General features: G+C 50.7%; 25 protein-coding genes and 1 pseudogene. 19 read left to right on the forward strand and 7 right to left on the reverse strand.

All coding sequences use genetic code 11. From position 1 onward, the window contains the following. The first annotated feature begins 42 nt into the window (after positions 1-42). From KG631_RS14670 to KG631_RS14680, 3 genes are all read left to right on the forward strand, one after another. Complete coding sequence (locus KG631_RS14670) at positions 43-1,074, forward strand: FAD:protein FMN transferase (protein ID WP_301003868.1); 1,032 nt, start codon at positions 43-45, stop codon at positions 1,072-1,074. Between the two features lie 3 nt (positions 1,075-1,077). Next, on the forward strand, positions 1,078-1,290 hold the full coding sequence (gene nqrM, locus KG631_RS14675) for a (Na+)-NQR maturation NqrM (RefSeq protein ID WP_097111524.1): 213 nt from the start codon (positions 1,078-1,080) through the stop codon (positions 1,288-1,290). A 103-nt stretch (positions 1,291-1,393) separates the two neighbouring features. Continuing rightward, positions 1,394-2,257, forward strand: a complete 864-nt coding sequence (locus KG631_RS14680; RefSeq protein WP_214000435.1) for an MBL fold metallo-hydrolase — start codon at positions 1,394-1,396, stop codon at positions 2,255-2,257. Positions 2,258-2,294: 37 nt separating this feature from the next. Here KG631_RS14680 and dbpA read toward each other — a convergent pair whose 3' ends face one another. The 5 genes from dbpA to ygfZ form a co-directional block, all read right to left on the reverse strand. Next, positions 2,295-3,674 (reverse strand): ATP-dependent RNA helicase DbpA, encoded by a 1,380-nt coding sequence (gene dbpA / locus KG631_RS14685; protein WP_214000436.1) that lies wholly within the window; start codon positions 3,672-3,674, stop codon positions 2,295-2,297. A gap of 89 nt (positions 3,675-3,763) precedes the next feature. Continuing rightward, on the reverse strand, positions 3,764-4,087 hold the full coding sequence (locus KG631_RS14690; RefSeq protein ID WP_301003869.1) for a polymer-forming cytoskeletal protein: 324 nt from the start codon (positions 4,085-4,087) through the stop codon (positions 3,764-3,766). 8 nt (positions 4,088-4,095) lie between these two features. Beyond that, entirely contained in the window at positions 4,096-5,046 is a 951-nt protein-coding gene (locus KG631_RS14695; RefSeq protein WP_214000438.1) for a M23 family metallopeptidase, read from the reverse strand. A gap of 153 nt (positions 5,047-5,199) precedes the next feature. After that, positions 5,200-5,685: a peptidylprolyl isomerase gene (locus KG631_RS14700; protein WP_214000439.1), complete on the reverse strand. Its 486-nt coding sequence runs from the start codon at positions 5,683-5,685 to the stop codon at positions 5,200-5,202. Positions 5,686-5,695: 10 nt separating this feature from the next. Then, entirely contained in the window at positions 5,696-6,667 is a 972-nt protein-coding gene (gene ygfZ / locus KG631_RS14705; RefSeq protein ID WP_214000440.1) for a tRNA-modifying protein YgfZ, read from the reverse strand. Between the two features lie 135 nt (positions 6,668-6,802). On the opposite strand from ygfZ, the gene KG631_RS14710 reads away from it, so the two are divergent. Both KG631_RS14710 and KG631_RS14715 read left to right on the forward strand, forming a co-directional pair. Further along, complete coding sequence (locus tag KG631_RS14710; RefSeq protein WP_214000441.1) at positions 6,803-7,054, forward strand: succinate dehydrogenase assembly factor 2; 252 nt, start codon at positions 6,803-6,805, stop codon at positions 7,052-7,054. Beyond that, positions 7,041-7,478, forward strand: a complete 438-nt coding sequence (locus KG631_RS14715; RefSeq protein ID WP_365869187.1) for a protein YgfX — start codon at positions 7,041-7,043, stop codon at positions 7,476-7,478. The genes KG631_RS14710 and KG631_RS14715 overlap by 14 nt, the downstream gene beginning before the upstream one ends. Here KG631_RS14715 and nadB read toward each other — a convergent pair. Beyond that, complete coding sequence (nadB, locus tag KG631_RS14720; protein WP_214000443.1) at positions 7,475-9,106, reverse strand: L-aspartate oxidase; 1,632 nt, start codon at positions 9,104-9,106, stop codon at positions 7,475-7,477. The genes KG631_RS14715 and nadB overlap by 4 nt on opposite strands. A gap of 215 nt (positions 9,107-9,321) precedes the next feature. Between nadB and rpoE the strand changes: the two genes are divergently transcribed. From rpoE to acpS, 11 genes and pseudogenes are all read left to right on the forward strand, one after another. Further along, positions 9,322-9,897 carry an RNA polymerase sigma factor RpoE gene (gene rpoE / locus KG631_RS14725; RefSeq protein WP_097111534.1) on the forward strand — a complete coding sequence of 192 codons (576 nt, stop codon included), beginning with the start codon at positions 9,322-9,324 and terminating at the stop codon, positions 9,895-9,897. A 36-nt stretch (positions 9,898-9,933) separates the two neighbouring features. Then, positions 9,934-10,536 (forward strand): anti sigma-E factor RseA C-terminal domain-containing protein, encoded by a 603-nt coding sequence (locus KG631_RS14730; protein WP_214000444.1) that lies wholly within the window; start codon positions 9,934-9,936, stop codon positions 10,534-10,536. Between the two features lies 1 nt (position 10,537). Further along, positions 10,538-11,467, forward strand: coding sequence for a MucB/RseB C-terminal domain-containing protein (locus KG631_RS14735; RefSeq protein WP_214000445.1), 930 nt, complete (start codon positions 10,538-10,540; stop codon positions 11,465-11,467). An 82-nt stretch (positions 11,468-11,549) separates the two neighbouring features. Further along, complete coding sequence (locus tag KG631_RS14740) at positions 11,550-12,035, forward strand: SoxR reducing system RseC family protein (RefSeq protein WP_214000446.1); 486 nt, start codon at positions 11,550-11,552, stop codon at positions 12,033-12,035. A 134-nt stretch (positions 12,036-12,169) separates the two neighbouring features. Then, the gene (gene lepA, locus KG631_RS14745; RefSeq protein WP_214000447.1) at positions 12,170-13,969 is read left to right on the forward strand and encodes a translation elongation factor 4; all 1,800 of its coding nucleotides are present in this window, start codon (positions 12,170-12,172) and stop codon (positions 13,967-13,969) included. A 24-nt stretch (positions 13,970-13,993) separates the two neighbouring features. Continuing rightward, positions 13,994-14,917 (forward strand): signal peptidase I, encoded by a 924-nt coding sequence (lepB, locus tag KG631_RS14750; RefSeq protein ID WP_214000448.1) that lies wholly within the window; start codon positions 13,994-13,996, stop codon positions 14,915-14,917. Positions 14,918-14,926: 9 nt separating this feature from the next. Next, a complete protein-coding gene (rnc, locus tag KG631_RS14755) occupies positions 14,927-15,601 on the forward strand; it encodes a ribonuclease III (protein WP_214000449.1) in 675 nt (224 codons plus the stop codon). Continuing rightward, entirely contained in the window at positions 15,591-16,517 is a 927-nt protein-coding gene (gene era, locus KG631_RS14760) for a GTPase Era (RefSeq protein ID WP_214000450.1), read from the forward strand. The genes rnc and era overlap by 11 nt, the downstream gene beginning before the upstream one ends. Positions 16,518-16,544: 27 nt before the next feature. After that, complete coding sequence (gene recO / locus KG631_RS14765; RefSeq protein WP_214000451.1) at positions 16,545-17,228, forward strand: DNA repair protein RecO; 684 nt, start codon at positions 16,545-16,547, stop codon at positions 17,226-17,228. A gap of 64 nt (positions 17,229-17,292) precedes the next feature. Further along, a pseudogene (pdxJ, locus tag KG631_RS14770) lies at positions 17,293-18,023 on the forward strand (pyridoxine 5'-phosphate synthase). Continuing rightward, a complete protein-coding gene (acpS, locus tag KG631_RS14775) occupies positions 18,023-18,406 on the forward strand; it encodes a holo-ACP synthase (RefSeq protein WP_214000452.1) in 384 nt (127 codons plus the stop codon). Before pdxJ ends, acpS begins: the two are co-directional and overlap by 1 nt. Here the strand turns inward: acpS and KG631_RS14780 are convergent. Then, a complete protein-coding gene (locus KG631_RS14780; protein ID WP_214000453.1) occupies positions 18,384-21,134 on the reverse strand; it encodes a response regulator in 2,751 nt (916 codons plus the stop codon). The genes acpS and KG631_RS14780 overlap by 23 nt on opposite strands. An 82-nt stretch (positions 21,135-21,216) precedes the next feature. Between KG631_RS14780 and rlmD the strand changes: the two genes are divergently transcribed. From rlmD to mazG, 3 genes are read left to right on the forward strand one after another with little or no spacing between them, the layout of a single operon-like run. Continuing rightward, the gene (gene rlmD / locus KG631_RS14785) at positions 21,217-22,554 is read left to right on the forward strand and encodes a 23S rRNA (uracil(1939)-C(5))-methyltransferase RlmD (protein ID WP_214000454.1); all 1,338 of its coding nucleotides are present in this window, start codon (positions 21,217-21,219) and stop codon (positions 22,552-22,554) included. 9 nt (positions 22,555-22,563) lie between these two features. Beyond that, complete coding sequence (gene relA / locus KG631_RS14790) at positions 22,564-24,762, forward strand: GTP diphosphokinase (protein WP_214000455.1); 2,199 nt, start codon at positions 22,564-22,566, stop codon at positions 24,760-24,762. Between the two features lie 23 nt (positions 24,763-24,785). After that, complete coding sequence (gene mazG / locus KG631_RS14795) at positions 24,786-25,571, forward strand: nucleoside triphosphate pyrophosphohydrolase (protein ID WP_214000456.1); 786 nt, start codon at positions 24,786-24,788, stop codon at positions 25,569-25,571. Positions 25,572-25,637: the final 66 nt, after the last annotated feature.

Genomic DNA, 25,637 nt, shown 5'->3' on the forward strand with positions numbered 1-25,637 from the left:
GCTTAAGCAGGAAATTTTTCAGGAATGTTATCAGGAAATATGATGAAACGTGTCCACCCTTTTTCGTTTATCTGGTTAGCTTTTATAAGCTTGTGGCTAGGTGGCTGTTCACCCGCGGCTAAGTTGCCACAGGAGCAGGAGCTGCACGGTAACACCATGGGCACGACCTACAGCGTCAAGTTCTTCAGTGTGCAGCCAGTGGATAATCAGGCTTTGCAACAACAGCTGGAGCAGGAGCTGGAGCTGATTAACGATTTAATGTCGACTTACCGAGCTGAATCAGAGCTGATGCAGTTTAACCTGCAGCAAACCACAGAGCCTTATACGCTAAGTGAACAAACAGCCAAAGTGATTGCCGAAGCTATAAGAATAGGCCAGCAGACGGGAGGAGTACTGGATATTACTGTCGGACCTCTGGTCGAACTGTGGGGGTTTGGTGCTGCAGGTCGGATTACTGAGCGTCCTGAGCCTGAGCAACTGCGGCTTGTCAGTGACTATGTTGGCCTTGATAAAATCAGCCTTGATGCTAATCAGCTGGTGAAAACAGATGCCCGCTTAGCCCTCGACTTATCGACCATTGCCAAAGGTTACGGCGTCGACCGGTTAGCTGAAATTCTGGAGGCAGCAGGTATCACGGATTATATGGTGGATATTGGCGGTGAAATGCGGGTTAACGGCCGTAAACCTGACCGGGAATGGCGGGTAGCGATTGAGAAACCGGTGGCGGGAGACCGGGCGGTGCAAAGGATTATCGCCCCGGGTGATATGGCGATTGCCACCTCAGGGGATTACCGTAATTATTTTGAACAGGACGGTATTCGCTATTCTCACTTGATCGATCCGCGCACAGCTGAGCCAGTTCAGCATCGAACAGTGTCCAGTACGGTTATTCATCCAAGCAGCATGACCGCTGACGGTTATGCTACAGCGTTACATATTATGAGCGCAGAAGAAGCGATACAATTTGCTAATCAGCATCAGCTTGCTGCATTGTTGATTATTAAAACTGACGAGGGCTACAGCGAGCTGGTCAGTGACGCGTTTCAACCCTTTTTAGCTGACGAAGTGAGGTAAGCGATGGCGGTATTTATATTTACCTTTGGTTTATTTCTGGTGGTGGTTTTAGCGATGGCAGTGGGCGTTATTGTCCAGCGTAAAACCCTGGCCGGAAGTTGTGGCGGCCTGGGCGAGCTTAATATTGATAAAGCGTGTGATTGCGATAAACCCTGTGAAAAAAGACAGAAACGGTTGCAGAAAGAGAAATACTGGCAAGATAATAAAATCATCTGAATGGTGGATCGCTGCGTATAGGTTAAGCTATTAAGTGAACAGGCGCTTACAACTGTAAGCTGCCTGCATTTTATTGATATAACCTGTACTAAGGATAATAACGATGCCAAGGTTACAACCCTACACCCTGATCCTGCTGCTGGTGATGAGCCTGCCTGCACTGGCTAACCGCTTTGCTAACGTTGAGATTAACGCCACACCACTGGCTGACAACCTGTACATGCTGACCGGTTCCGGTGGTAATATGGCGGCGTTGGTAAACGATAATGAAGTGATATTGATTGATGCTCAGTTTGCGGAACTGGCCGATAAGATTAATGCCAAATTAGTCGAACTCAGTGACGGAAAAGCGCTGGGCACGCTAATCAACACCCATTTACATGCTGATCATGTCAACGGCAACAGTGCGTTAAAACCCAAGCGGATTATTGCGCATGCCAATGTGCTGAAACGCCTGAGTGAGGACGAAACGTTTCCGCGCGCCGGCTTACCCACCGAAACCTTTAAAACCCAATTAAGCCTGAACCTGAACGGTCAGAAAATTCGCCTGGAATATCTGCCACCCAGCCACACTGATGGTGATATTGTTGTCTGGTTTGACGATAAAAACGTGGTGCATATGGGTGATATGATGTTTGAGGGGCGATTTCCCTTTATTGATTTAAATAACGGCGGCTCGGTTCGCGGCTATATTGCCAACGTAGCCTATGTATTAGACAACATCGATGATAATACTAAGGTTGTTCCAGGGCACGGTGAGCTGACTGATAAAGCCGGGCTGCAGCGCTTTCATCAGATGATGGTTAAAACTCTGGAAATAGTAGAGCAGCAGCAAGCTAAAGGCTTAACTAACGAGCAAATTGTCGAAGCAGGATTGGGTGATGAATGGCAAAACTGGCACTGGAATTTCATTACGGAACAGCGCTGGATTAATACCTTATTGCAAGCTGAACCAATAACCCGCTAACCATTAATTCAGCTTTACATCCCAGCCGGGTTTGCGGTTACAGTCGCCAGACCCGGTACTTTTTGCCTTTCATTTTACCGTCGTTTAAAAGCGCTAATGCTTGTTTAGCCACCTTACGGTTAACCGCAACAAAGGCTACAGTATCCAGCATCTGAATTTTACCAATGTCGGCAAACACAATCTGGCCGCCGCTGGTCAGGGCGCCGACAATATCACCCGGGCGTAATTTGTGTTTTTTGCCGCCATCAATTTGCAGCGTTTGCATGGCAGGTTCTGGTAATTTCTGGCTCAGTACCGAGTTGTCAGGTAACGGCTGGGCTGTGATCTCAAGGCTTAGTTGCTCAGCCAGCGCCGCCAGTTTCTGGCCGTCGTCTGCGCTTAGCAGTGAACAAGCCAGCCCGCTGTTACCGGCACGCCCGGTGCGGCCAATGCGGTGGGTATGAGTCGCAACATCATGGGCCAGCTGATAGTTAATGACTAAATCCAGTTTGTCGATATCCAGGCCGCGGGCAGCAACGTCGGTGGCAACTAACACACTGACGCTGTTATTACTGAATTTAAGCAACGCATGTTCCCGGTCACGCTGCTCTAAATCGCCATGCAGGGCGATAACACTGACCCCGGCTTGCTTTAGGGTGTCAGCTAATTCCTGTGTTTCCCGTTTGGTATTACAAAATACCACAGTACTGGTTGGTACAAAGCGGTGTAGCAGCAATTTTACCGCGTCGGCCCGGCTTACTCCGTCTAGCTGATAAAACTGTTGCTCAATACTACTTTGAGTATGGGGGCTTGCAACCGTTACGCTTACAGGAGTCTGCATAATGGAATCGGCAATCTGGCGTACGGCTTTATCAAAAGTAGCACTGAAAAGCAGCGTTTGTCTTACTGCCGGTACGTCAGCGAGAATGGCATTTAGAGCATCTGCAAAACCCATCTCCAGCATCCGGTCAGCTTCATCCAGTACCAGAGTTGTTAAATTGCTCAGATCCAGTCGTTGCTGCTGCAGATGGTCAAGGATCCGGCCAGGAGTGCCAACTACAATATGGGCACCATGTTCGAGCGAGACGATTTGGCTGCGGTTAGGTACGCCACCACACAGGGTCAATACTTTAATATTGTGAATATTGCGGGCCAGCTTGCGAATTTCAGCAGCAACCTGCTCTGCCAGTTCGCGGGTAGGGCACAGCACCAGGCTTTGAACCCGGTAGCGTTTTACGTCTAGTTTTGCCAATAAACCCAGCGCGAAAGCCGCCGTTTTACCTGAGCCGGTTTTAGCCTGGGCTATCACATCTTTGCCCTCTAGAATTGCGGGCAGACTTTGCGCCTGTACCGGTGTCATCTGCAGGTATTCGAGACTGGTTAGGCATTCCAGCAAGGGCGCTGGCAGGGCCAGTTGGTTAAAAGAGTGGTCAGACACAATATGATCCTGTAACTAAAAACAGGACGCCGCCTGCAAAGGGGCGGCATTATAGCAGAAGTTAACTTAGGGTGTTGTCGTTTTTTTGTTCAGGCTTTGTTCTCAATCCGGTTCTCAGTTGCAGCATCGTCCTGCTCAGGTTTGGCCAGACTGACCACCTGATCCTGAGCGGTGCGTTGGGTTTCACCGATAAAGCTGCCACCACGCTCGATGCATAGATCGTCACTGTGAATAATACCCATTGCCTTGCCCTGAGGTAAAATTTCTACCGTGTTCGCAAATAATTCACCGTCAAATAAGCCATTAATAATTACTTTGTCAGCAGTGACCTGGGCTTTAACCCGGCCGGCAGCGCTGATAATCAGGGTCTTTTCACTGGTAATGACCCCTTCGACATAGCCATCTACCTGCATATCGCAGCTTAATCGGAGGCTTCCGATAATTGAGCATCCCGCAGCGATGACAGTTGTAGTTGTGTGCTTGCTTTGGTTTGCAGCATCGTTACTAAAGAATCCCATTTAATGCTCCGTTCTTTTTCGAATACCAGGTCAAAGTTATTAGCATCCCAATCCATAAAGTTTTGTGGGTTAAGTGACCGGTCTAAAAAGTGTATCTCATAGTGTAGATGCGGTGCCGTTGAATTACCGGTATTTCCTGAGGTGGCAATTAACTGGCCCTTATGGACAAACAGACCATTGGCAACTTTAAATTCATCTAAGTGAGCATAAAGCGTCGAAAAACCAAAGGCATGCCGAATTTTGAGTAAGTTGCCATAACCATTTTTGCTGGGGCGGACCACTTCAACCACGCCATCTGCCGGCGCGTAAATTGGTGTACCACGGTTAGCAGATAAATCGATGCCATTGTGGTGCTGTTGTTTGCCCATAATTGGATGGGTACGCACACCAAAACGGGAAGAGCGCCGGCGGAACTCCAGCGGTGAGCCGTTGGGAACCAGCTGCAACATCGCCATTTTGGCACTGGAATTAACGGTTGCCGTATCCAGCCTGGCCTCTAAATCCTGCGGGAATTGTTGCTCCAGACCAAGGGTCAGTTCAATTTCCCCCAGCCGGTTGCTGACCTGCAGCATTTCATCCTGCTTAATCGCCAGCTCCTGCTGTAACTGCTCGCGGGTCTGGCTGAGTTGGTTGATCTCTGAACTGAGCTGCTCCGCTTGTGCTGCCAGCAGCTGATGTTGATTTTTGGTGTGGTCTACAGTCTTCAGCAGATAATCAATGACCGCAGCGGTGATAATTACAGTAAACAGGATTAGCCATAAGCTAATCACTGCATTGCGTTTAAACAGCTTGCTGACACTAAAGTGGCGGGTACCATTGATGCTCGATACCGAGATAATAATGCGATCTTTCATCTGATATAACAGCTTTTACAATGGTTAAAAACAGAACAAGCGGTCAAAATAGGGTGCTTTGTCGCTGCTGTCAAGGTTTTCGTCGCGGCCAAAAAAAGCAAAACCGCAACTACAGGCTGCGGTTTTGGTACTAATTACATTAATGTCAATGCATTAATGACTTTCGTCACCCTCTATACCGTGGACGTGGCCGTGGGCTAATTCTTCTTCTGTTGCCTCACGTACTTTCAGTACTTCAACGTCAAAGCTCAGCTGGATGCCCGATAATGGATGGTTGCCATCAACGACGACTTCTTCTTCAGTCACATCCAGGATGATCACTGATTGCTCACGACCATCGGGGCCTGCTGCGCGAAAACGCATGCCCGGCGCTACGTCCATACCTTCAAACATAGTTTTAGGTACAGATTGCACTAATTGATCGTGGCGCTCGCCGTAGGCGTCTTCCGGCGCAATGGTTGCAGTAAAACTGTCACCAACCGCTTTGCCTGCTAAGGCTTTTTCCAGGCCGGGGATTAATGCGCCATGGCCAAACAAAAATACCAAAGGCTCGCCATCAACAGATGAATCCAGTTTGTTACCGTCCGGATCGGTAACGGTGTAATGCATGGCGACGACTTTGTCTTGTGAAATGGTCATGAAAACCTCTTTAACTTAAAGGATAAGGTAACGGCAGTAACTGCAGTGCCGGTGCACTGTCGGACTTTAACCGTAACGAGTCTGCCGGCGTTATATCATTAGGCAGCACCGCAATTAACCAAAGCTGGTTATTGATATTCACTGCGTTAATAACCTGGCCCACCCGGCGCCAGTTGTCGTTAAACTGTTGTTCGATATCACAGCCTGCGGCTGGTGCTTCGTCAGTATCAGCCTGCAGGATCCAGGCAGCGCGCTTATTGCGGCCCAGATACTTCATCCGGGCTACCGTTTCCTGGCCAAGGTAACAACCTTTGGTAAAACTGATGGCATCTACCGCCTGTAAGTTAAGCATTTGTGGTACAAATTCGCCAATCAGCGGCTGTTCCAGATAACACAGTCCATGCAAAATATGCTGCTTTAACCACAGGGTAGGTGCTGCCAGCGGATAATCGCTATCCAGCAAGGTTATTGCATCAGCTTTAGGCAAGATCAACATGAAATGCTGATCTGCCAACTGTAATACTGCCCCGTCATTATGGCGGCTTAGCCTACCATTGCCGTCTGGCAATTTAAAGCCAAGCTGGCTGACTAATGCCTCAGCACCTGCACCGCCAATACCCAGTGTGGCAAAATCATCCTGCCCGGATTCAAAGCTCACTTTGGAAAACACGCCAAATTTCTGCCATTGGGCAACGGATGCGCTCAGCTCGTCCCGAAAAGCAACAATAAGCAGCTCTTCATGGTGTTGCAACAAATGAAATACTGACCAGGTTTTACCCTTGGCATCACAATGGGCGCCCCGGAGAAAGGTGTCGTTGCTTAACTCGTCGAGATCACAGGTAGTCTGGCTTTGCAAATACTTGCGATTATCAGCACCGCTGACCCGGATAATGTCGAACGCAGGCAAGGGGGCAATAAAAGCACCCTGAACCTGATTTGATAATTGGCCGTAACTCTTTGCGGTTAACCAGGATGTATGCATTGTTTATGTCACCAAAAGTATCACCAAAGCGTAGATAGTTGTAACATTGGGGCTGCAGTGAAAAGCTCAACCCCAAAGCGGCAGAATTGTTTAATCGCCGTTTCTTTATAATGTAGCTGGCAGTAAGGAATATAAATGACCGAGTTAATGATCAAACCCCGCCTACGCTGGGCGTGCCGTCGCGGTATGCTGGAGCTGGACGTATTGTTGGCGCCTTTTGTTGAAGAAGGTTACGACGCCCTATCGCTGCAACAGAAACAAGATTTTGAACGGTTACTGGCATGTGACGACCCGGATTTGTTTGCCTGGTTTATGGGGCACGCCAAGTCATCAGATCCGTCGTTGCAGGCGCTGATAACCTTAATTCTTGACCGTGTCCGGGTGTAACGTCGCCATTTCCCGCTCGCGCTGGCGCCGTTGCGGTATGCTGGTGCTGGCGGTAATGCTATTTATGTTGTTTGCTTTTCAGCCGTTGCCGCCGCTTAGTCTCTGGTTGGCTGCACCGTTACTTTTTATACTGTATTGGTATGGGGTGAATCTATACCAGCAAGGGCCGGTAGCGAAGGGGCTGAGCTTGCAAGATAATGGCCAGCTACGCTGGTGGCAAAGCGAGCAGCCGGCAGGACAGCTTATTGCTGGCTGTCTGGTCAGCGAGTTCGGGCTGCTACTGCGTTGGCGAAGCGAAAATAACAACCAGCATTTACAGTGGTTGCTTGCCGACCAGCTGACCATTGCCGACTACAGGGCGCTGGCGCGCCAGCTTAATCAGTTTAACTGGCAAGCCGGAGCCGGCAAATACCCGGGAAACTAAGGTGGTATGGCCAGGTTCAGGGGGCCAGGTTCAGGGGTTAGCACAGTAGGTTTACTGCTGCTAAGTAAATTCGGATAATCAAGATTGTAGTGCAGGCCCCGGCTTTCTTTCCGGGCCATGGCGCAGCGGATAATCAGTTCAGCAACCTGGGCCAGATTACGCAGCTCCAGCAAGTTATGGCTTAGCCGGAAATGGCTGTAGTAGTCATGAATTTCCGATTGCAGTAATTCAACGCGGTGTAAAGCCCGCTCCAACCGTTTATTGGTGCGGACAATACCCACATAGTCCCACATAAATAGTCTGAGCTCATGCCAGTTGTGGGTAATAACAATTTCTTCATCGGAATCACTGACCCTGCTCTCATCCCAGGGTGCGATGTCGGCGTAGCGGGCGTCGGCTGCCAACTGGCTCAGGATATGTTTGGCAGCGGCCTGGGCAAACACAACACATTCCAGCAGCGAATTACTCGCCATCCGGTTGGCACCGTGTAAGCCGGTGTACGCTACCTCACCTATAGCATACAGATTATGCAAGTCGGTCTGACCATTCAGATTTGTCAGCACGCCACCACAGGTATAATGAGCCGCAGGGACAACCGGGATAGGCTGACGGCTGATATCAATACCGACACTTAAACATTTGGCGTAAATTGTCGGGAAATGCTCAATTATAAAATCTTTCGGCTGATGACTGATATCCAGATACAGACAGTTGGCGCCCAGGCGTTTCATTTCATAGTCAATGGCCCGGGCCACAATATCCCGTGGCGCCAGCTCAGCGCGCTCGTCAAATTCCGGCATAAAGCGGCTGCCATCCGGCCGGCATAAATAGGCGCCTTCCCCCCGCATTGCCTCTGAAATCAGAAAATTTGGTGCGTCGGGGTGATACAAACTGGTCGGATGAAACTGGTTAAATTCCATATTAGCCACGCGGCAACCAGCCCGCCAAGCCATGGCGATACCATCGCCACTGGCAACATCCGGGTTACTGGTATACAAGTAGACTTTGCTGGCGCCGCCGGTGGCCAGCGCGACAAAATGGGCTTTAATGGTTTCTACCTTGGCGCGGGTTTTGTTCCAGACATAAGCGCCGTAACAGCGTTTAGCATCCAGGCCAAGCTTACTGCCGTTAATTAAGTCGATAGCGTTATAATTTTCCAGCAACTGAATATTCGGATGTTGCTTTACCTGGTCAACCAGGGTTATCTGCACCGCCTGGCCAGTGGCATCTGCTGCATGCAAAATACGTCGATGGCTGTGGCCCCCTTCCCGGGTAAGGTGATATTTGAGGCTGCCATCGGTATCATGGTATTGGTCAAAAGGCACGCCTTGCTCTATCAGCCATTGCATGGCCTCTTTGGCATGTTCGGCTGTAAATTGCACAGCGGCCTCATCGCATAAACCGGCACCGGCAATTAAGGTATCGTTAACGTGGGACGCAATACTGTCATTTTCATCGAATACTGCGGCTATGCCACCCTGGGCATAAAGAGTGGAGCCTTCCCGTAAGGGTCCTTTACTTAATACCAACACTTTCGCATGATCAGCTAACTGCAACGCCAATGATAAGCCGGCAGCGCCGCTGCCAATAATTAATACGTCACAATGATATTCATTTTGTCGTGTCATGCGATACACTTATCCCAGTTGAGCCTTAATGTTAGGGTAACCTTGGGGTTACCGCTGCAATTACCCGACAGCCGGGCTGTTGGATCAAACTATTGTAGCGGTTTTGTCATAATAAACAGAACTATTTATTGTGGCCACGGTCAGAGCTTCAACGCCAGACCAGGGCCATTTAAAATCGACGACCTAATAGGTATTACAGGGGACAGGCTCACAGAATGAGCGAGCAAGAATTAGATTGGCAAATTGTCCAGCGGGTCCAGCAAGGCGATAAAGCTGCTTTTAATCTGTTGGTAAAAAAATATCAGCACCGGATAGCGAACTTAATCTCGCGTTATGTCTCTAACCACGGAGATGTTGCAGACGTCGCACAGGAAGCTTTTATCAAGGCATACCGCGCAATGCCGGGGTTCAGGGGAGAAAGTGCCTTTTACACCTGGCTGTACCGGATTGCAGTTAACAGTGCAAAAAACTATCTGGTAGCAAACGGCCGTAAGCCACCTGCTACCGATGTTGATGCCGAAGATGCTGAGTATTTTGAAGGCAGCGATGCGTTAAAAGAGCAGGATTCGCCAGAGCGGTTGCTGTTGTCGGAAGAAATTCGTGCTGTGGTATTTAACACTATAGATAAATTACCAGATGAACTTCGTACCGCAATAACACTCAGAGAGCTTGAAGGGTTAAGTTACGAAGAAATCGCAGAAGTGATGGCGTGTCCTATTGGCACAGTGCGCAGCAGGATCTTCCGGGCACGTGAAGCGATAGACATTCAGTTAAAACCATTGATAGGCTAAACCGGATTAATGAACAGCAAGCAGACAGGAAAAATTATGTCGTTAGAAAAGCAGGATTGGCTCTCAGCAGCCAGTGACAACCGGCAAATCAGTGATGCTGAGCTTGACCTTTTGTTACAGCAACCTGAGTTACAGCAGAAGCTTGAACGGTATCAATTAGCTGCGGCTGTTTTCCGGCGTGAAAAAACGGTGCCGTTACCATCAGATTTCAGCGCAGATATTGCTAAGTTGCTGCAGGATGAGCCGGTATATCAGCTGACGCAAAGCCGCAGTTTATTGCATAAAGTAGGCGCTGGTATCAAATACGCAGCGAACGGCAGCTGGCTGAAACCTGTTGCACAGGGTGCTGTCGCGGCCGGGGTGGCGTTGTTTGCGGTATTGGGTGTGCAACAATATCAACAGCCAAATGGCCAGGACTTAATGTCGCCTAGCCCGGTATTACAAACCAACCCGATAGGGGGGTTCGCTACGCCGGTAAGTTTAAGTTCTACCACCGCTGATACCCGCTTTGCTGAGCAGGAGCAGCAGGCAATGCAGGAGCAGCAGCGCAGATTGCAGGTGTTGTTACAGGCTCACCGCCAGCAGGTTAGGGTGATGGCGCAGGACCAGCCGAAAACTGAGCAAGAAAACGAGCAGTAATATGAATAAAGTAGTAAGCCTGTGTTGCACCCTGTTGTTATTGTGCAGCAGCTTGCTGCGGGCCGATGAGGCAGGCTGGGCCTTATTTGACCGGGTTCAGCTGAGCGTTAAACAGTATAATTTTGACAGCTCGTTTGTGGTATTTAAAGGTGGCCAGGTCGAGACCTTTCGCTGGCAACACGGCCGTGAGGGTGATAGCGAAATTGAGCACCTGGTGCCACTTGATGCCGACGGCGTTGATATTTTGCGTCGTGACGGCGTAGTGTATTATTTTTTAACTGACCGGCCCGCTCTGGTCACCACCAGCGATAGTATTAAAGAATTACCCGCCATTTTGTTCCAGGACAGTCAGCAAATTCGCAACCTTTACACCGCAGTATTAGGCAGCAGCTCCGTTATGTCGGGCCATACCGCCCAGCTACTGCGGCTTAGCGCTAATGACGCCGGCCGGCATAGTTACTGGCTGTGGGTTGAAGTTGAATCAGGTTTCCCACTGCGGATTGATATCATGTCGGAGCAACAGGCGCCGCTGGAGCGCTGGTTAGTTACTCATATGCAAATCAGCCCTGAACTGCCAGAGAATCTGCAGCGCTTGCTGGACAGCGAACTACCTGAACCGGCGGCTCGCCAGACTGGCGCGGTATTGCCGGTAAATCAAATGCAGCTCGGCTGGCTACCAGACGGCTACCATTTGGTAGAAGATCCGCACATTGTGCCGCAGTTGCAGCAAAGCCTGTTAAGTTACTGGCTGCTGACCGATGGCTTGCATCAGGTATCGGTGTTCGTCCAACCCAGTCAGCAAATGCCAACTCAAGCCTACCGTGATGGGGCGACCACAATCTACATGTTAAGTGCACCACAGCATGATATAACGGTGATTGGCCCGGTCAGTATTGATGTGGCCGAACGGCTGGCTGCTGCTGTCCGCTAGCAAATGCTGTATACTGGCAAATACTGTTTGTTAGTAAATACTATTTGTTAGTAAAGAATAAAGACCTGCAGGTAACAGTGTAATGATTGAGCAAATAGCCACGGTGCTTGCCGTTGAATCAGACGGTGTCTGGCTGGGCACCACCCCGGTGACAACTTGTAACGCCTGTCATGCCAGTGATGACTGCGGCACAGGTATCGTCGCCAAAACCATGACTCCCCGTCAGAATCGGTTCTTTGTAAAGACAGCGTTACCGCTGCTGCCGGGGGAGCAGGTCAAGGTTGCTACTGCTGGTCAGCAGCTGGTTATTGCTGCCTTGCTGGTTTATTTGCTGCCACTGGTATTAATGATAATTGCGGCGTTACTGGTGCATCTTGGCTGGCAGGCGGCGGAAAATTGGGTAATGTTGGCTGCAGCAGTGGGTGCAGTTGCTGGCTTGTTGATTGCCCGCTATTACGGGGCAAAAATGGCCCATCAGCAGCAACTTAGCATTCTGGCCGTGCTGCCCGACATCTCGGTACAGCAAAAGTACAGTCGCTCTGCTGAGCCTTCGGCGAAGAACACATAGCAAGCTGTCTGCGGATAGAGTACAATTCCTCCTAATTTTTTTACAGCATCGGTCTCACAATAGCCGTACCGTTACGCGGTGCGCCTGAGCTTATTGTCAGTACCCCCAGTATATTTCGGACATTTGCGGATAACATGGCAAAACTTAATAACATCAGAAACTTCTCCGTCATCGCTCATATTGACCATGGTAAATCGACTCTGTCTGACCGGCTTATTCAATATTGTGGCGGTCTGGCTGATCGGGAAATGCAGCAGCAAGTTCTGGATTCGATGGATCTGGAGCGTGAGCGTGGTATTACCATCAAAGCGCAAAGTGTCACCCTGAATTATACCGCTGACGATGGCAACACCTATCAGCTGAACTTCATTGATACGCCGGGCCATGTCGACTTTACCTATGAGGTCAGTCGCTCGCTGGCGGCCTGTGAAGGGGCGTTGCTGGTAGTGGATGCGGGGCAGGGCGTTGAAGCACAAACCGTGGCTAACTGTTATACCGCGCTGGATATGAACCTGGAGGTGATCCCGGTTTTAAATAAAATCGACTTACCGCAAGCCGAGCCAGAGCGGGTTGCTGAAGAAATTGAAGATATCATCGGTATTGAAGCGCTGGGCGCCGTGCAGTGCTCGGCCAAAACCGGTTTTGGCATTAAAGATGTGCTGGAAACCATCGTCAAGAAAATACCACCGCCGGAGGGCGAGGCCGACTTGCCTACTCAGGCACTGATTATCGACTCCTGGTTTGATGCCTATCAGGGCGTGGTGTCACTGGTGCGGGTAAAACACGGTGCCATTAAAACCAAAGACAAAATAAAGGTCATGTCGACCGGTCAGGTATACGAAGTTGACAAGGTTGGAATTTTCAGCCCGAAAGCCACTAACACCGGCGAGCTGAAAACCGGTGAAGTGGGTTTCGTGATTGCTGGTATTAAAGAAATTAAGGGCGCGCCGGTTGGCGATACCCTGACCCTGGCCAAAAACAGCGCTGAAAAACCCTTGCCCGGCTTTAAGCGGATTAAACCCCAGGTATATGCCGGGGTGTTCCCGGTATCCTCGGACGACTATGAAGATTTTCGGGATGCACTGGCCAAGCTCAGCCTGAACGACTCATCGCTGTTTTATGAGCCGGAAAATTCCGGCGCCCTGGGTTTTGGCTTCCGGATTGGTTTCCTGGGCATGTTACACATGGAAATTATTCAGGAGCGTTTGGAGCGCGAGTACGACTTAGATCTAATCACCACAGCACCGACCGTGGTGTACGAGGTGATTAAGAAAGACGGCGAAAAGGTGATGGTCGACAACCCCAGCGATTTGCCGGCGGTAAATGACATTGCCGAAATTCGTGAGCCTATTGTTGAAGCGCATATTCTGGTGCCGCAGGAGTACCTGGGTAATGTTATTACCCTGTGTATCGAAAAGCGCGGTACTCAAACCAATATGCTGTATCACGGCCGGCAGGTTGCGGTAACGTATGAGCTGCCGATGGCCGAGGTGGTGATGGACTTTTTCGACCGCTTAAAATCAACCAGTCGCGGCTATGCCTCACTGGACTATGCCTTTAAACGGTTCCAGACCTCGAACATGCAGCGGGTCGATATTCTGATCAATGGCGAGCGGGTCGATGCGCTGGCGATTATCAGTCATATCGATTTTGCCCAGGGCCGGGGCCGGCAACTGGCCGAAAAGCTGAAAGAGCTGATCCCACGACAAATGTTCGATATCGCCATTCAGGCAGCCATTGGTAATCATGTTATTGCCCGGACCACGATTAAGCAAATGCGTAAAAACGTTTTAGCGAAATGTTACGGTGGTGATGTCAGCCGCAAGAAAAAACTGTTGCAAAAGCAGAAAGAAGGTAAGAAGCGGATGAAACAGGTTGGTAATGTTGAAGTACCGCAAGAGGCCTTCCTGGCCATTCTGAAAGTTGGCAAGTAGAAACAGCTAAAATAAGGGAAATGCATGGCCGGTTATTTTGCAATTTTATTAGTAATACTGACCTTAACCAGCGGCCTGATCTGGCTGCTGGACGCGTTGGTGCTGGCACCTAAGCGCCGGGAACGCCTGGTTTTAGCGCAAAGTAGTGCCGGTAGTCAGCTGAATGAAGCAACCAGCGATACCGTGCTAAAAGAGCCGGCAGTAGTGGAAACGGCTAAGTCGATTTTTCCGGTAATAGCTGCTATTACCTTGTTTCGCTCGTTTTTATACGAACCGTTTCAAATTCCTTCCGGCTCAATGATGCCAACTTTGCTGGTGGGTGACTTTATTCTGGTTGAAAAGTTTTCTTACGATGTAAAAGACCCTGTGTGGCGCACGACGTTGTATCACAATAAGTTGCCGGAACATGGTGATGTGGCGGTATTTAAGTACCCTGAGCAGCCTACCGTTGATTTTATCAAGCGTATTGTCGGCCTGCCGGGTGACCGGATTATTTACCGCGACAAGCAGCTGTATATCGAAAAAGCCTGTACAGAGGGGCAAACCAGCGGTTGCGGCACCCTGGAGCGGGTAACGCTGACCCATATTCCTGATAATCAGTTTTTTCAGGGCCGGTTTCAGCAGCGGCGTTATCACGAAGCGCTGGGCGAAAATGGCCATCATATTCTGGTTACCCCCGCTGCGCCCGAGCAGCCAGGCCAGTACCATCAGCAGAGCGGCACAGCGATAGATGAATTTGTGGTGCCGGCAGGCCACTATTTTGCAATAGGTGACAACCGTGATAACAGCCGGGACAGCCGGTTCTGGGGTTTTGTGCCGGCCGACAATCTGGTCGGCAAGGCGGTTTTTATCTGGATGAGCTTTGAGTTTAGTGAAGATCCAAACAGCTGGTTACCCGGCTGGGTACCGGTGGGCGTGCGTTTTGAGCGCCTGGGTAAAATTGAGTAAGGTAGGCTGATGCTACAACCGGTTAAACCGTTAATGAATAAGCTGGGTTATCAGTTTGCCCGGCCAGAGTTGCTGGAGCAGGCGCTTACCCACCGCAGTTGCAAAGGCAAGCATAATGAACGGCTGGAGTTTTTAGGTGATGCGGTATTAGGGCTGATTATTGCCCAGATGTTGTTTGAACAGTTTCCGCAAACCCGTGAGGGTGATTTAACCCGGATGCGCTCGGCACTGGTTAAAGGGGTTACTCTGGCAGAAATAGCCCAGGAGCTGGCCATTGCCCAATATTTGCGGCTGGGGCCGGGTGAGCTGAAAAGTGGTGGCCACCGGCGCGAGTCTATTCTGGCCGATGCGCTGGAAGCCATTTTAGGTGCTATCTTTTTAGACAGTGGCATGGAAGCTTGCCGTGAACGCATTCTGGTCTGGTTTGGCGAGCGCTTAAAACAGATTGCGCCGGGTGAGCAGAAAGACTCGAAAACCCGCTTACAGGAATATTTACAAGGCCTGCGCTTACCGCTACCGGTTTATGACGTGATAGCGACAGAGGGCGAAGCACATCAGCAAACGTTTACCGTACGCTGCACCGTGCCAGGGATTAAGCCTATTACTGCCTCAGGCAGCTCACGGCGTAAAGCTGAACAAGATGCCGCTAATGCGGCTTTGGAACAAATTAAAAATGAACGATAACCCTGTGCCAACCTCTTCTGCGATGCCAACCACTTATGCAGGTTTGGTGGCGATAGTTGGCCGTCCGAATGTGGGTAAATCTACGCTGCTGAATAAACTGGTTGGCCAGAAAGTCAGTATTACCTCAAAAAAACCACAAACGACCCGGCACCGGATCCTTGGCATAGATACCGTTGATAATTACCAGACGGTGTATGTGGATACGCCGGGTTTGCATATTGAAGAGAAAAGGGCAATAAACCGGCTGATGAACAAAGCCGCCAGCAGCTCCATCGCCGATGTGGAACTGGTGTTGTTTGTGGTAGAGGGGACCCGCTGGAATGACGACGATCAGATGGTATTAAACAAACTGATTGTCTCTGAAAAGCCAGTTGTGCTGGTGGTCAATAAGGTCGACTTATATAAAGATAAGTCAGAACTGCTGCCACATCTTCAGTGGTTGGGCAGCCAGCTGAATTTTGTTGATGTGGTGCCGTTGTCGGCCGAAAACGGCGACAACGTGGCGGCGCTGCGTAAAGTGGTGCAGCAGCACTTGCCGTTATGTGAGTTCTTTTTTCCGGATGACTATATAACCGACCGCTCACAACGTTTTATGGCAGCAGAAATTGTTCGCGAAAAACTGATGCGTTTTTTAGGCGATGAGCTGCCGTACTCGGTTACGGTCGAAATTGAACGCTTTAAATGGGAAGAGAAGCATTTCCACATTGCTGCTTTAGTACTGGTAGAGCGGGAAAGTCAGAAACGCATGGTTATTGGCAATAAAGGCGAGCGGATTAAAACCATCGCCACTGAAGCCAGGCTGGACATGGCAGCAATGCTGGAGCAACCGGTTTTTTTACAGGTATGGGTTAAAGTGAAGTCGGGCTGGGCTGATGATGAACGCGCGCTGCGCAGCCTGGGCTATGGCGAAGATTAATAACCATTAATAGTAAGGTGTAAGCAGATGCAGCCGCTATGTCCAGCCTATATATTGCATAGCCGGCCTTTTCAGGACGAAAAACTGTTACTGCAACTGTTAATGCCAGAGCAGGGCAGGGTCTCTGCGGTTATCCGTAAACGGCAGGGCAAGCAGCGCTTTGCCCTGCAGCCGTTTCAGCTATTTACCGTGGCGCTCAGTGGCCGCAGCAGTTTAAAAACCATCAGAACGCTGGACGAACTGGCACCGGCCGTGCGGTTTAGTGGTAAATTTTTGTTCAGTGCACTTTATCTGAATGAATTAATATGTCGGCTATGGCCGGACGATATGGCGGCTGAGCAATTATTTAACTATTACCAGCAAAGCCTGGCAGCATTAAACCTGGCGCAACAAACTCCAGAGCAACTCGAGCCCTGTCTGCGGCAATTCGAATTTTCGTTGCTCAGTGAGCTGGGGTTACAGGTAGACTGGTTGCACGATGCCAATGGTACAGCGCTTAACCCTGATTTACAGTACTTGTGGCAGCCAGAGCAGGGCTTTATTGTCGTGACCAATGGCTGGCCGGGTGCGGCCTTAAACGCTATCGGCCAGCAAGACTGGCAGCAACGTGGCGCCTTACCGGTTGCCAAGCAACTTAGCCGGCAGCTGTTACAGCCGTTACTAGGCGATAAACCACTGAATAGTCGTGCTCTGTTTAATGTCACGGTTTAATGTAGCCGTTTAATTCGCTTTTTTGTTTGGTAATTCACATTCACAACATTTTACCGGAGCTGTTATGAGCCCTATTTATCTTGGTGTTAATATTGACCACGTCGCCACCCTGCGTCAGGCTCGCGGCACCAGTTACCCTGAACCCTTGCACGCGGCACTGGTGGCAGAGCAGGCCGGCGCCGATGGTATTACTGTGCATTTACGCGAAGACCGGCGGCATATTATCGACCGCGATGTCTTTTTATTGCGCCAGAGCCTCAGTACCCGGCTCAATTTTGAAATGGCCGTAACCGATGAAATGCTGGGCATTGCCGCTAAGCTGAAGCCTCACTTTTGCTGCCTGGTACCGGAAAAACGGCAGGAGCTGACCACTGAGGGCGGCCTGGATGTTGCCAGGCAATTGAGCCGGATGACTGAAGCGGTAAGCGCGCTGGCGGCTGATAATATTCTGGTATCGCTATTTATTGATGCCGATAAAGCTCAAATTGACGCGGCGGCTGCGGCAGGTGCGCCTTTATTGAAATTCATACCGGCCGTTATGCTGAAGCAACAGACAGCAAAGCGCAGCAGGCAGAGCTTAGCAGAATAACCGAGGCAGCCGCTTATGCGGCATCGCTGGGTATTACCGTCAATGCCGGGCATGGCCTGCATTATCACAATGTGCAGCCAATAGCGGCTATTCCACAGATGTACGAACTTAACATTGGCCATGCCATTGTTGCCCGCGCTATTTTCAGTGGCCTGGCTGGTGCGGTAACAGAAATGAAACGGCTGATGGTCGAGGCCCGGCGCTAATGGCCATTATTGGCTTAGGTACTGATATTGTCGAGATAGGGCGGATAGAGCAAAGCCTGGCACGCTCGCCGGGTCTGGTGAAGCGGGTGCTCACTCCGGCAGAGCAGCAGCATTTTGCCGGGCATGCCCTGGCCAGCCGCTATTTTGCCAAACGCTTTGCTGCCAAAGAGGCTGCTGCCAAAGCGCTTGGTACCGGCATTGGCCGTGGAGTGTCGTTCCAGCATATTGAAATAAGTAATGATCAGCATGGCCGGCCTGAACTGAAATTCAGTGGTTACGCGGCCGAGTTAGCAGCCAGCTTAGGGGTAAATCATTGCTGGCTGTCATTAAGCGATGAGCAGGCATACGCCATGGCAACTGTTATTCTGGAAGCTCAACCTTAGCCAGCCAGTCATCATCCAGCTTGCACAGTGCCGTTAAAATATCGTCAAGCTCAAACAGTTCGGGCTCCAGTTGTTGCAGGCTGGTGCCGGTTTTCAGCTGGGTTTCCAGGGTTTCTGCCAGGCTTTTTAACGCAGGTACCCCGGTGTAACAGCAGGCACCATGCAGTTTATGCACTAATTGCAATAATTGTTCACTGTCGTTGGCACTCACCGCCTCATTGAGTAATTGCTGGGTCTCCGGCAGGCTTTTCAGCAGCATTTTCAGCATGTCTTTGGCCAGCTCAGGTTTGCCGCCAGCCCGCTGCAACCCAATTTGCCAGTCAACCAGGCTATTGTTATCACCGTTCAGGTACGCCGGCACTTCGCTAACTTCAGCTTGCTGGCCGGCCTGGGCTATCAGTGGACAAAACTCCTGCAGGGTGTAATGCAGCATTTTATCATCGAGCGGTTTGCTTAAGAATTCGTTAAAGCCAAGCGACAGCAGCCGGGCGCGCTCGCCGGCAACGGCGTGAGCGGTGACGGCAATAATAGGGGTGTGTTCGTTCAGAGAACTTTGCCGGATCCGCTGACAGGCACTGATGCCATCCATTACCGGCATATTGATATCCATAAAAATAATATCATAAACATGCTGCGTGGCTTTTTGCCAGGCATCGGCGCCGTTAGTGGCTGATTCCAGATGCTCAACCAACTCGGTCAGTAAGGTATTAATCAGTTTCAGGTTGGCTTCATTGTCATCAACCGTCAGCACTTTTAAGGCGGCTTTGGGCTGGGCAATTGGCAGTGGCAGCTTTTTTGCCTGGTCCAGATAAGGTTTAGCCAGGGCAATAGCCAGTTTGCGCTGGTGGGTGGGTTTGGGCAAACAGGCATTGGCACCGGACGCTAACATGGCTTCGCGTAAATTAGGCGACAGGGTATTCACCAGCAAATAGGTGTAGTTGCAGCTTGGCTGAATTTGCTGCACCAGACTGATCACCAGGTTTACCTGATTAATGGCTATCGCCCGGCCTATCAGGCCGATATCATAATGCTGGCCATGGTTCAGCGCTTGCTGCAGCTGGCCTTTGGTAGCGCAGGCCGTTACCTGTAAGCCCCAGCTGTGCAACAAATTCAGGGTGGCTTCGCGTGAGTATTGCTGCGGCTCAAAATACAGCAGGGTTTTGCCATCGAGCACATCAATTGGCAACGGCTCGGCTACCGATAAGTGATGGCGCTGACATTTAATGGTAAACCAGAACGTCGACCCTTCGGCAGCTTTACTCTCAAAACCAATGTTACCGCCCATAGCCTGCACCAGGCGCTGCGAAATCATTAAACCTAAACCCGAGCCGCTATTGTGATCGGCTGGCTGGCTGCTGGTAAAACCCTGGAAAAGCTGGTTTTGTTTATCCTCACTGATACCGCGGCCGGTATCCTGCACTGAGCAATGCAAAATTAGTTGATCTTCATTTAACAGGGTGGCACTGACCCGGATAACGATACTGCCGTGCTCGGTAAACTTGATGGCATTGCCGGCAATGTTCATCAGTACCTGAATTAACCGGCCCGGGTCGGCAATTAAGTCATCCGGACAGCCGTTGTCAATCATCATTACCAGTTCAAGATGCTTGTCAAACGCATTGGCGGCCAGTAATTCAGTGGCATCGTTCAGTAAGTCACGCAGTGAAAACGGTTCAGGATTAATTGACATCCGGCCTTCTTCCAGCTTGGAGAAGTCCAGCACATCGTTTACCAGGTGCAGTAAACTGTTGGCCGATTTCTGGATGGTGCTAAGGTAATCATGCTGGTTGGCACTAAGCTGGGTTTTCAGCAGCTGGCGGGTAAAACCGATTACGCCATTTAACGGGGTGCGCAGTTCATGGCTCATTTTCGCCAGAAATTCTGATTTTTGCCGGTTCTCCTCCACCGCTTTGCGTCTGGAGAAATCCAGTTGAATATTCTGAACTTCCAACTGTTCCATACTCAGCTGTAAGTCACTGGTTACCTGCTCAATATTCTGCTGCATTTCCTGTTCCAGCGAGGTGAGCTGCTGACTAAGCTGGTTAATGCTGGTCTGAATTTGATCCAGCTCTTTAATGCCAGACACGTTTGGCTGTTGCTGATAATTACCCGCCTGCAGCTCTTGCAGCTGCAACTGCAGCCGGCTGAGTACCGGTTGAATTTTCTGACGGACAAACTGGCTTAAAATAACACATAGCATAATGACTGCCGCTACCAGCATGGTGACATGCAACTTATAGCGTTGTTGCTGCAGCAAAATTTGTTCATTTTGTAAATGCAGCAGAATATAAGGCCCCTGCGCCGGCTGGTTGCTGTTAAATAGCAACGACTGATAAGTCAGCAAGCTTTGCTCAAAAGGCACCAGCTGGCCCACTGCGCTGCCGTTGTCAGGGGTAAAAGCAGGATAGGCGGCGGGTTTATGTTGCGGGTTGCTACTGGCAAGCACTTGCCCGTCTTCGGCAAACAGCAGAATATTGCTGACCACCGGAGAATTCAGGCGATGACTGGTATTTAATAATTCCTGAATAGCAGCAATATTATTGGCCGCCAGAAACTTTTCGCTGCTAATTGCCAGCGGCACTGCTATATTTCTGGCCTGGGCAGCCAGGTTCCGGTGCAATTCCGCTGTCTTACTGGAGGCAAAATAACTACCCAGACTGACACTGGCCAGCACGGCGGGCAGCAGAGCGCAAAGTAGTATCCAGTAACGTAAAGCAATTTTCGTCATTAGGGCCAGGGCTTGTTACAATAGTTGCGGGCCTGCCCATAATGACATAACAATTTCTACTTGCCTATAACACAGAGCGCAGATGGTCACACTATACAAAGCAAAGGCGAAAGCCCGCCTGATTAAGGCAACCCTTACCCTGGACATTGACAGCACAGACTACGAGGTAAATGGCCTTAGCCGCTACCAGCAAAAAATTGCTTTTGTCAGCGGTGCGTTGCCAGGCGAAAAGGTGCAGGCGCTGGTGCTGGAAGATAAACCGGGTTTTATCAAAGCCCGTACCATAAAAGTACTTAAACCAGCACCAGAACGGCAAACCCCATTTTGCCCGCATTTTAGCCAGTGCGGTGGCTGTCAGTTGCAGTATCTGGATAACGACCGGCAACGCCAGCTAAAACAGCACGGGGTAAACCAGTTAATCCGCCATCAGGCCGGGCTTGACAGCTTGCCCTGGCAACCGATGATCAGTGGCCCGGATACCCATTACCGGCGTAAAGCCAGGTTGGGTGTCTGGTATGATAAAAAAACACGCCAGCTGAGTGTTGGTTTTCGTGCTGAGGGTAGTAAGGCCATAACTGCTATCGGCGAATGCAGCATGTTAAGCCCACTGCTGACACCGGCGCTGACCCTATTGCCGCCGGTGATCAAGGCCCTGCCCGAGCCTGCGGCAATTACTCACCTGGAACTGTTTGTTGCTGCTGAGCGGCCCTACGTGGTGGTGCGCCATGTTAAACCCTTAACCCAGGCCCAGCAGCAACTGTTCAGCCAAAGCTGGCCCCAAGCGTATTTTCTGGGCGATGACGGTACAGAGACTTTGCAGCCCTGGCAGGCTGATACGCCCGCTCCGGCGTATACCCTGGCAGAGCAGAATATTACGCTGCAGTTTCAGCCGGGCGATTTTATTCAGGTAAATGAGGCGATTAATCAACAGATGGTAGCGCAGGCACTGGCCTGGCTGCAGGTAAACGCCGACGATATCATTCTGGATTTATATGCCGGTATTGGTAACTTCAGCCTGGCGCTGGCCAAATATGCCAAAACAGTGCAGGGTATTGAAGGGGTGGCCAAAATGGTGCAGCAGGCGGCAACCAATGCGCAGCTAAATGGTCTTAGCAATGCCAGTTTTGCCCGGGCCGACTTACATCTACCCTGGCCAGAGGCACCCTGGGTCAGGCAGCGTTACACTAAAGTGGTGCTGGATCCGGCCCGTGCCGGCGCGCAGGGCGCCATAGCGCAAGTTGCCGCACTTAAAGCGGCACAGATATTGTACGTGTCGTGCAACGCTGCCACCTTCGCTCGCGATGCCAAGGTATTGCTTGGCCAGGGCTATCAGCTGCAAAAGCTGGCTGGCATCGATATGTTTCCGCATACCAGCCACCTTGAGCTGATGGCGTTATTCAGTTTGCCCGCAAAAAAATAAGGAGTTTTCATGGTCAGGGTTCGTCAATCGCATAGTAGTGGCTATCATGGCGGCGATACGCTGGAGTGGCTGTGTTCGCTGGGATTGACTGAAAAGAAAATCAGCGCCTTGCTAAATTGTGGCTTATGGCTGAAACAGCAAGGATTAGATGACAACATTGCCCAGGTGCGGACCGGCTGGGAAATGGTGGAAATTCTGGCCGATTTGAAAATGGACCACGACTCTTTGCTGGCCGCGTTATTATTTCCGGCGTTTGACGGCCACCTGCTTAGTGAAGACCAGCTGGCCGCAGAATTTACCCCAACCGTTATCAGCCTGCTGCATTCTGTGCAGCAAATGGATGCTATTCGCACTATTCCCACCGGCGCCAACCAGAGTGTTAACCCCCAGCAGGCCGATAATTTGCGCAAAATGCTGCTGGCGATGGTAGAAGACGTCCGGGCAGTGGTATTAAAGTTGGCGGCACAAATTTGCTATTTGCGTGAGGTAAAAGACGCCGATGAAGAAACCCGGGTGCTGGCCGCCAAAGAAACCAATGCGATTTTCGCGCCGCTGGCCAACCGGCTGGGTATTGGCCAGCTGAAATGGGAGCTGGAAGATTTAGCCTTTCGCTATTTGCATCCCGGCGTCTACAAGCAGGTGGCCAGTTTACTGGAAGAAAAGCGGCTGGACCGCGAGCAGTATATGCAGGATTTTGTTGCTGCGGTGCGCCAGAAAATGCAGGACGCCAAACTCGACGTTGAGGTGTATGGCCGGCCCAAACACATATTTAGTATCTGGAAGAAGATGCAGAAAAAACAGCTGAGCTTTGATCAGTTGTTTGATATCCGGGCGGTACGAATAATTACCGACCGGGTGCAGGATTGTTATGGTGCGCTGGGTATCGTCCACACCGGCTGGCGCCATTTACCCAAAGAGTTTGATGATTATATCGCGACCCCGAAACAAAACGGTTATCAGTCAATCCATACCGTGGTGCTGGGGCCGCAGGGTCGTGCCGTGGAAATTCAGATCCGCACCCGGCAAATGCATGAAGACGCCGAGCTGGGTGTTGCCGCCCATTGGCGCTATAAAGAAGGTGCGGTAGGCGGCAATAAAGTGGTCGCCAATGACGAGAAAATTGGCTGGCTGCGTAAGTTACTGCAATGGCAGGAAGATGTGGTTGACGGTACCGATTTAGCTGAAGAGCTGCGCACTCAGGTTATTGAAGACCGGGTGTATGTGTTTACCCCCAAAGGCGATATTGTCGATTTACCGATAGGATCGACACCTCTCGATTTTGCCTACTATGTGCATTCCAATGTGGGCCATCGCTGTATTGGCGCCAAAATTTCCGGCCGCATTGTGCCCTTTACCTATCAGCTGAAAACCGGCGATCAGGTGGAAATTTTAACCGGGCGCGAACCTAACCCCAGCCGTGACTGGCTAAACCCGAACCTGGGCTATTTAAAATCAAGCCGGGCCCGCTCCAAAGTACAGTATTGGTTCCGGCTGCAGGACCGCGACAAAAACCTGGCAGCTGGCAAAGAGCTGCTGGACACCGAATTAACCCGCTTAAATCTGGTGATGGAGTACCCGGCCAAGGTGCTTAGCCGCTTTAATGTTAATTCGATGGACGAACTGCTGGTGGGCATAGGTGGCGGTGAAATTAAAGTGACCCAGGTCGTACACTTTATTCAAAGCCAGAGTGGTAAGCTGGCACAGCCGGAAATTGACCCGCGTCTTAAAACCAAACCGTTGCCTGGTAGTAAAAGCAAAAGCGATGTCGTGGTGCAAGGGGTCGGCAATTTACTGACCCATATGGCAGGCTGTTGTCAGCCGCTGCCGGGCGATGCCATTATTGGTTATATTACTCAGGGCCGGGGTATTGCGATTCACCGCGACGACTGCGATCAGTTTAAAACGTTGCAGGACAGTCATCCACAGCGGGTAGTCGACGCCACCTGGGGCGATAAATATGCCTCAGGGTATGAAGTGGATATTCGCATTGTAGCCCATGACCGTAACGGCCTGTTGCGTGATATCACCAGTATTCTGGCCAACGAAAAAGCCAACGTCACGAAAATGAGCAGCAGCTCCGATATTAAAGAGCAAACTGCGGTCATTAATATGACCCTGGAGTTGTATAACCTCGACTCGCTGAATAAGTTGCTAAGTAAAGTCAGCCAGATAGATGACGTAGTCGAAGCAAAGCGGTTTCATCATTAAACCTTAACTAAAAAGAGAGCAGTGTGGCAGATAATATTCAGCGCCTTTTAACCATTATGAGCCGGTTGCGTGACCCTGAAACCGGCTGCCCGTGGGACCTTAAGCAAAGCTACGCGACGATAGTGCCTTACACCCTGGAAGAGGCCTACGAGGTGGCCGACGCTATTGCCCGGCAAAGCTTTGATGAATTAAAAGATGAGCTGGGCGACTTACTGTTTCAGGTGGTGTTTTATGCCCAGCTGGCCAAAGAGGACGGCCGTTTCGAATTTGATGATTGCGTGGCCGCCATATGCGATAAGCTGGAGCGGCGTCACCCGCATGTGTTTGGCAACATGCAGACAGCAAATGGCGCTGATGCAGAAGTGGTGCTTAAAAACTGGGAAGCGCTGAAAAGTACCGAACGCAAACAAAGTGGTTTGCATAGTGTGCTGGACAATATTCCGCAGGCCATGCCAGCCCTGAGTCGGGCTAATAAACTGCAAAAACGTTGTGCCACTGTCGGTTTCGACTGGCCCTCGGTCGATGGCTGCTGGGATAAGGTAAAAGAAGAAATACTGGAAGTGGAGCAAACAGCGCCTGGCAGTGAAGCGTTAGCAGAAGAGCTGGGTGATTTAATGTTTGCGCTGGTGAATGTGGTTCGCAAGCATAAGCTAGACCCGGAAACGGTGCTGCGCGCCGCTAACAGCAAGTTTGAAACACGCTTTCGTGGGGTAGAGCAACTGCTGGCTGGGCAAGGAAAAAGCCCGCAGCAGAGCAACCTGGATGAGATGGAAGCCCTGTGGCAGCAGGTAAAGAAAGCTAACCGCTAACCTTGACAATAGCTGTACCCGCAACCGCCGGCCGTGCCAGCATGGCCGGTCTTTTCATAAAAAATT

Origin of the sequence: Arsukibacterium sp. (genome assembly GCF_018402695.1) — a bacterium.
Lineage (GTDB): Bacteria > Pseudomonadota > Gammaproteobacteria > Enterobacterales > Alteromonadaceae > Alishewanella.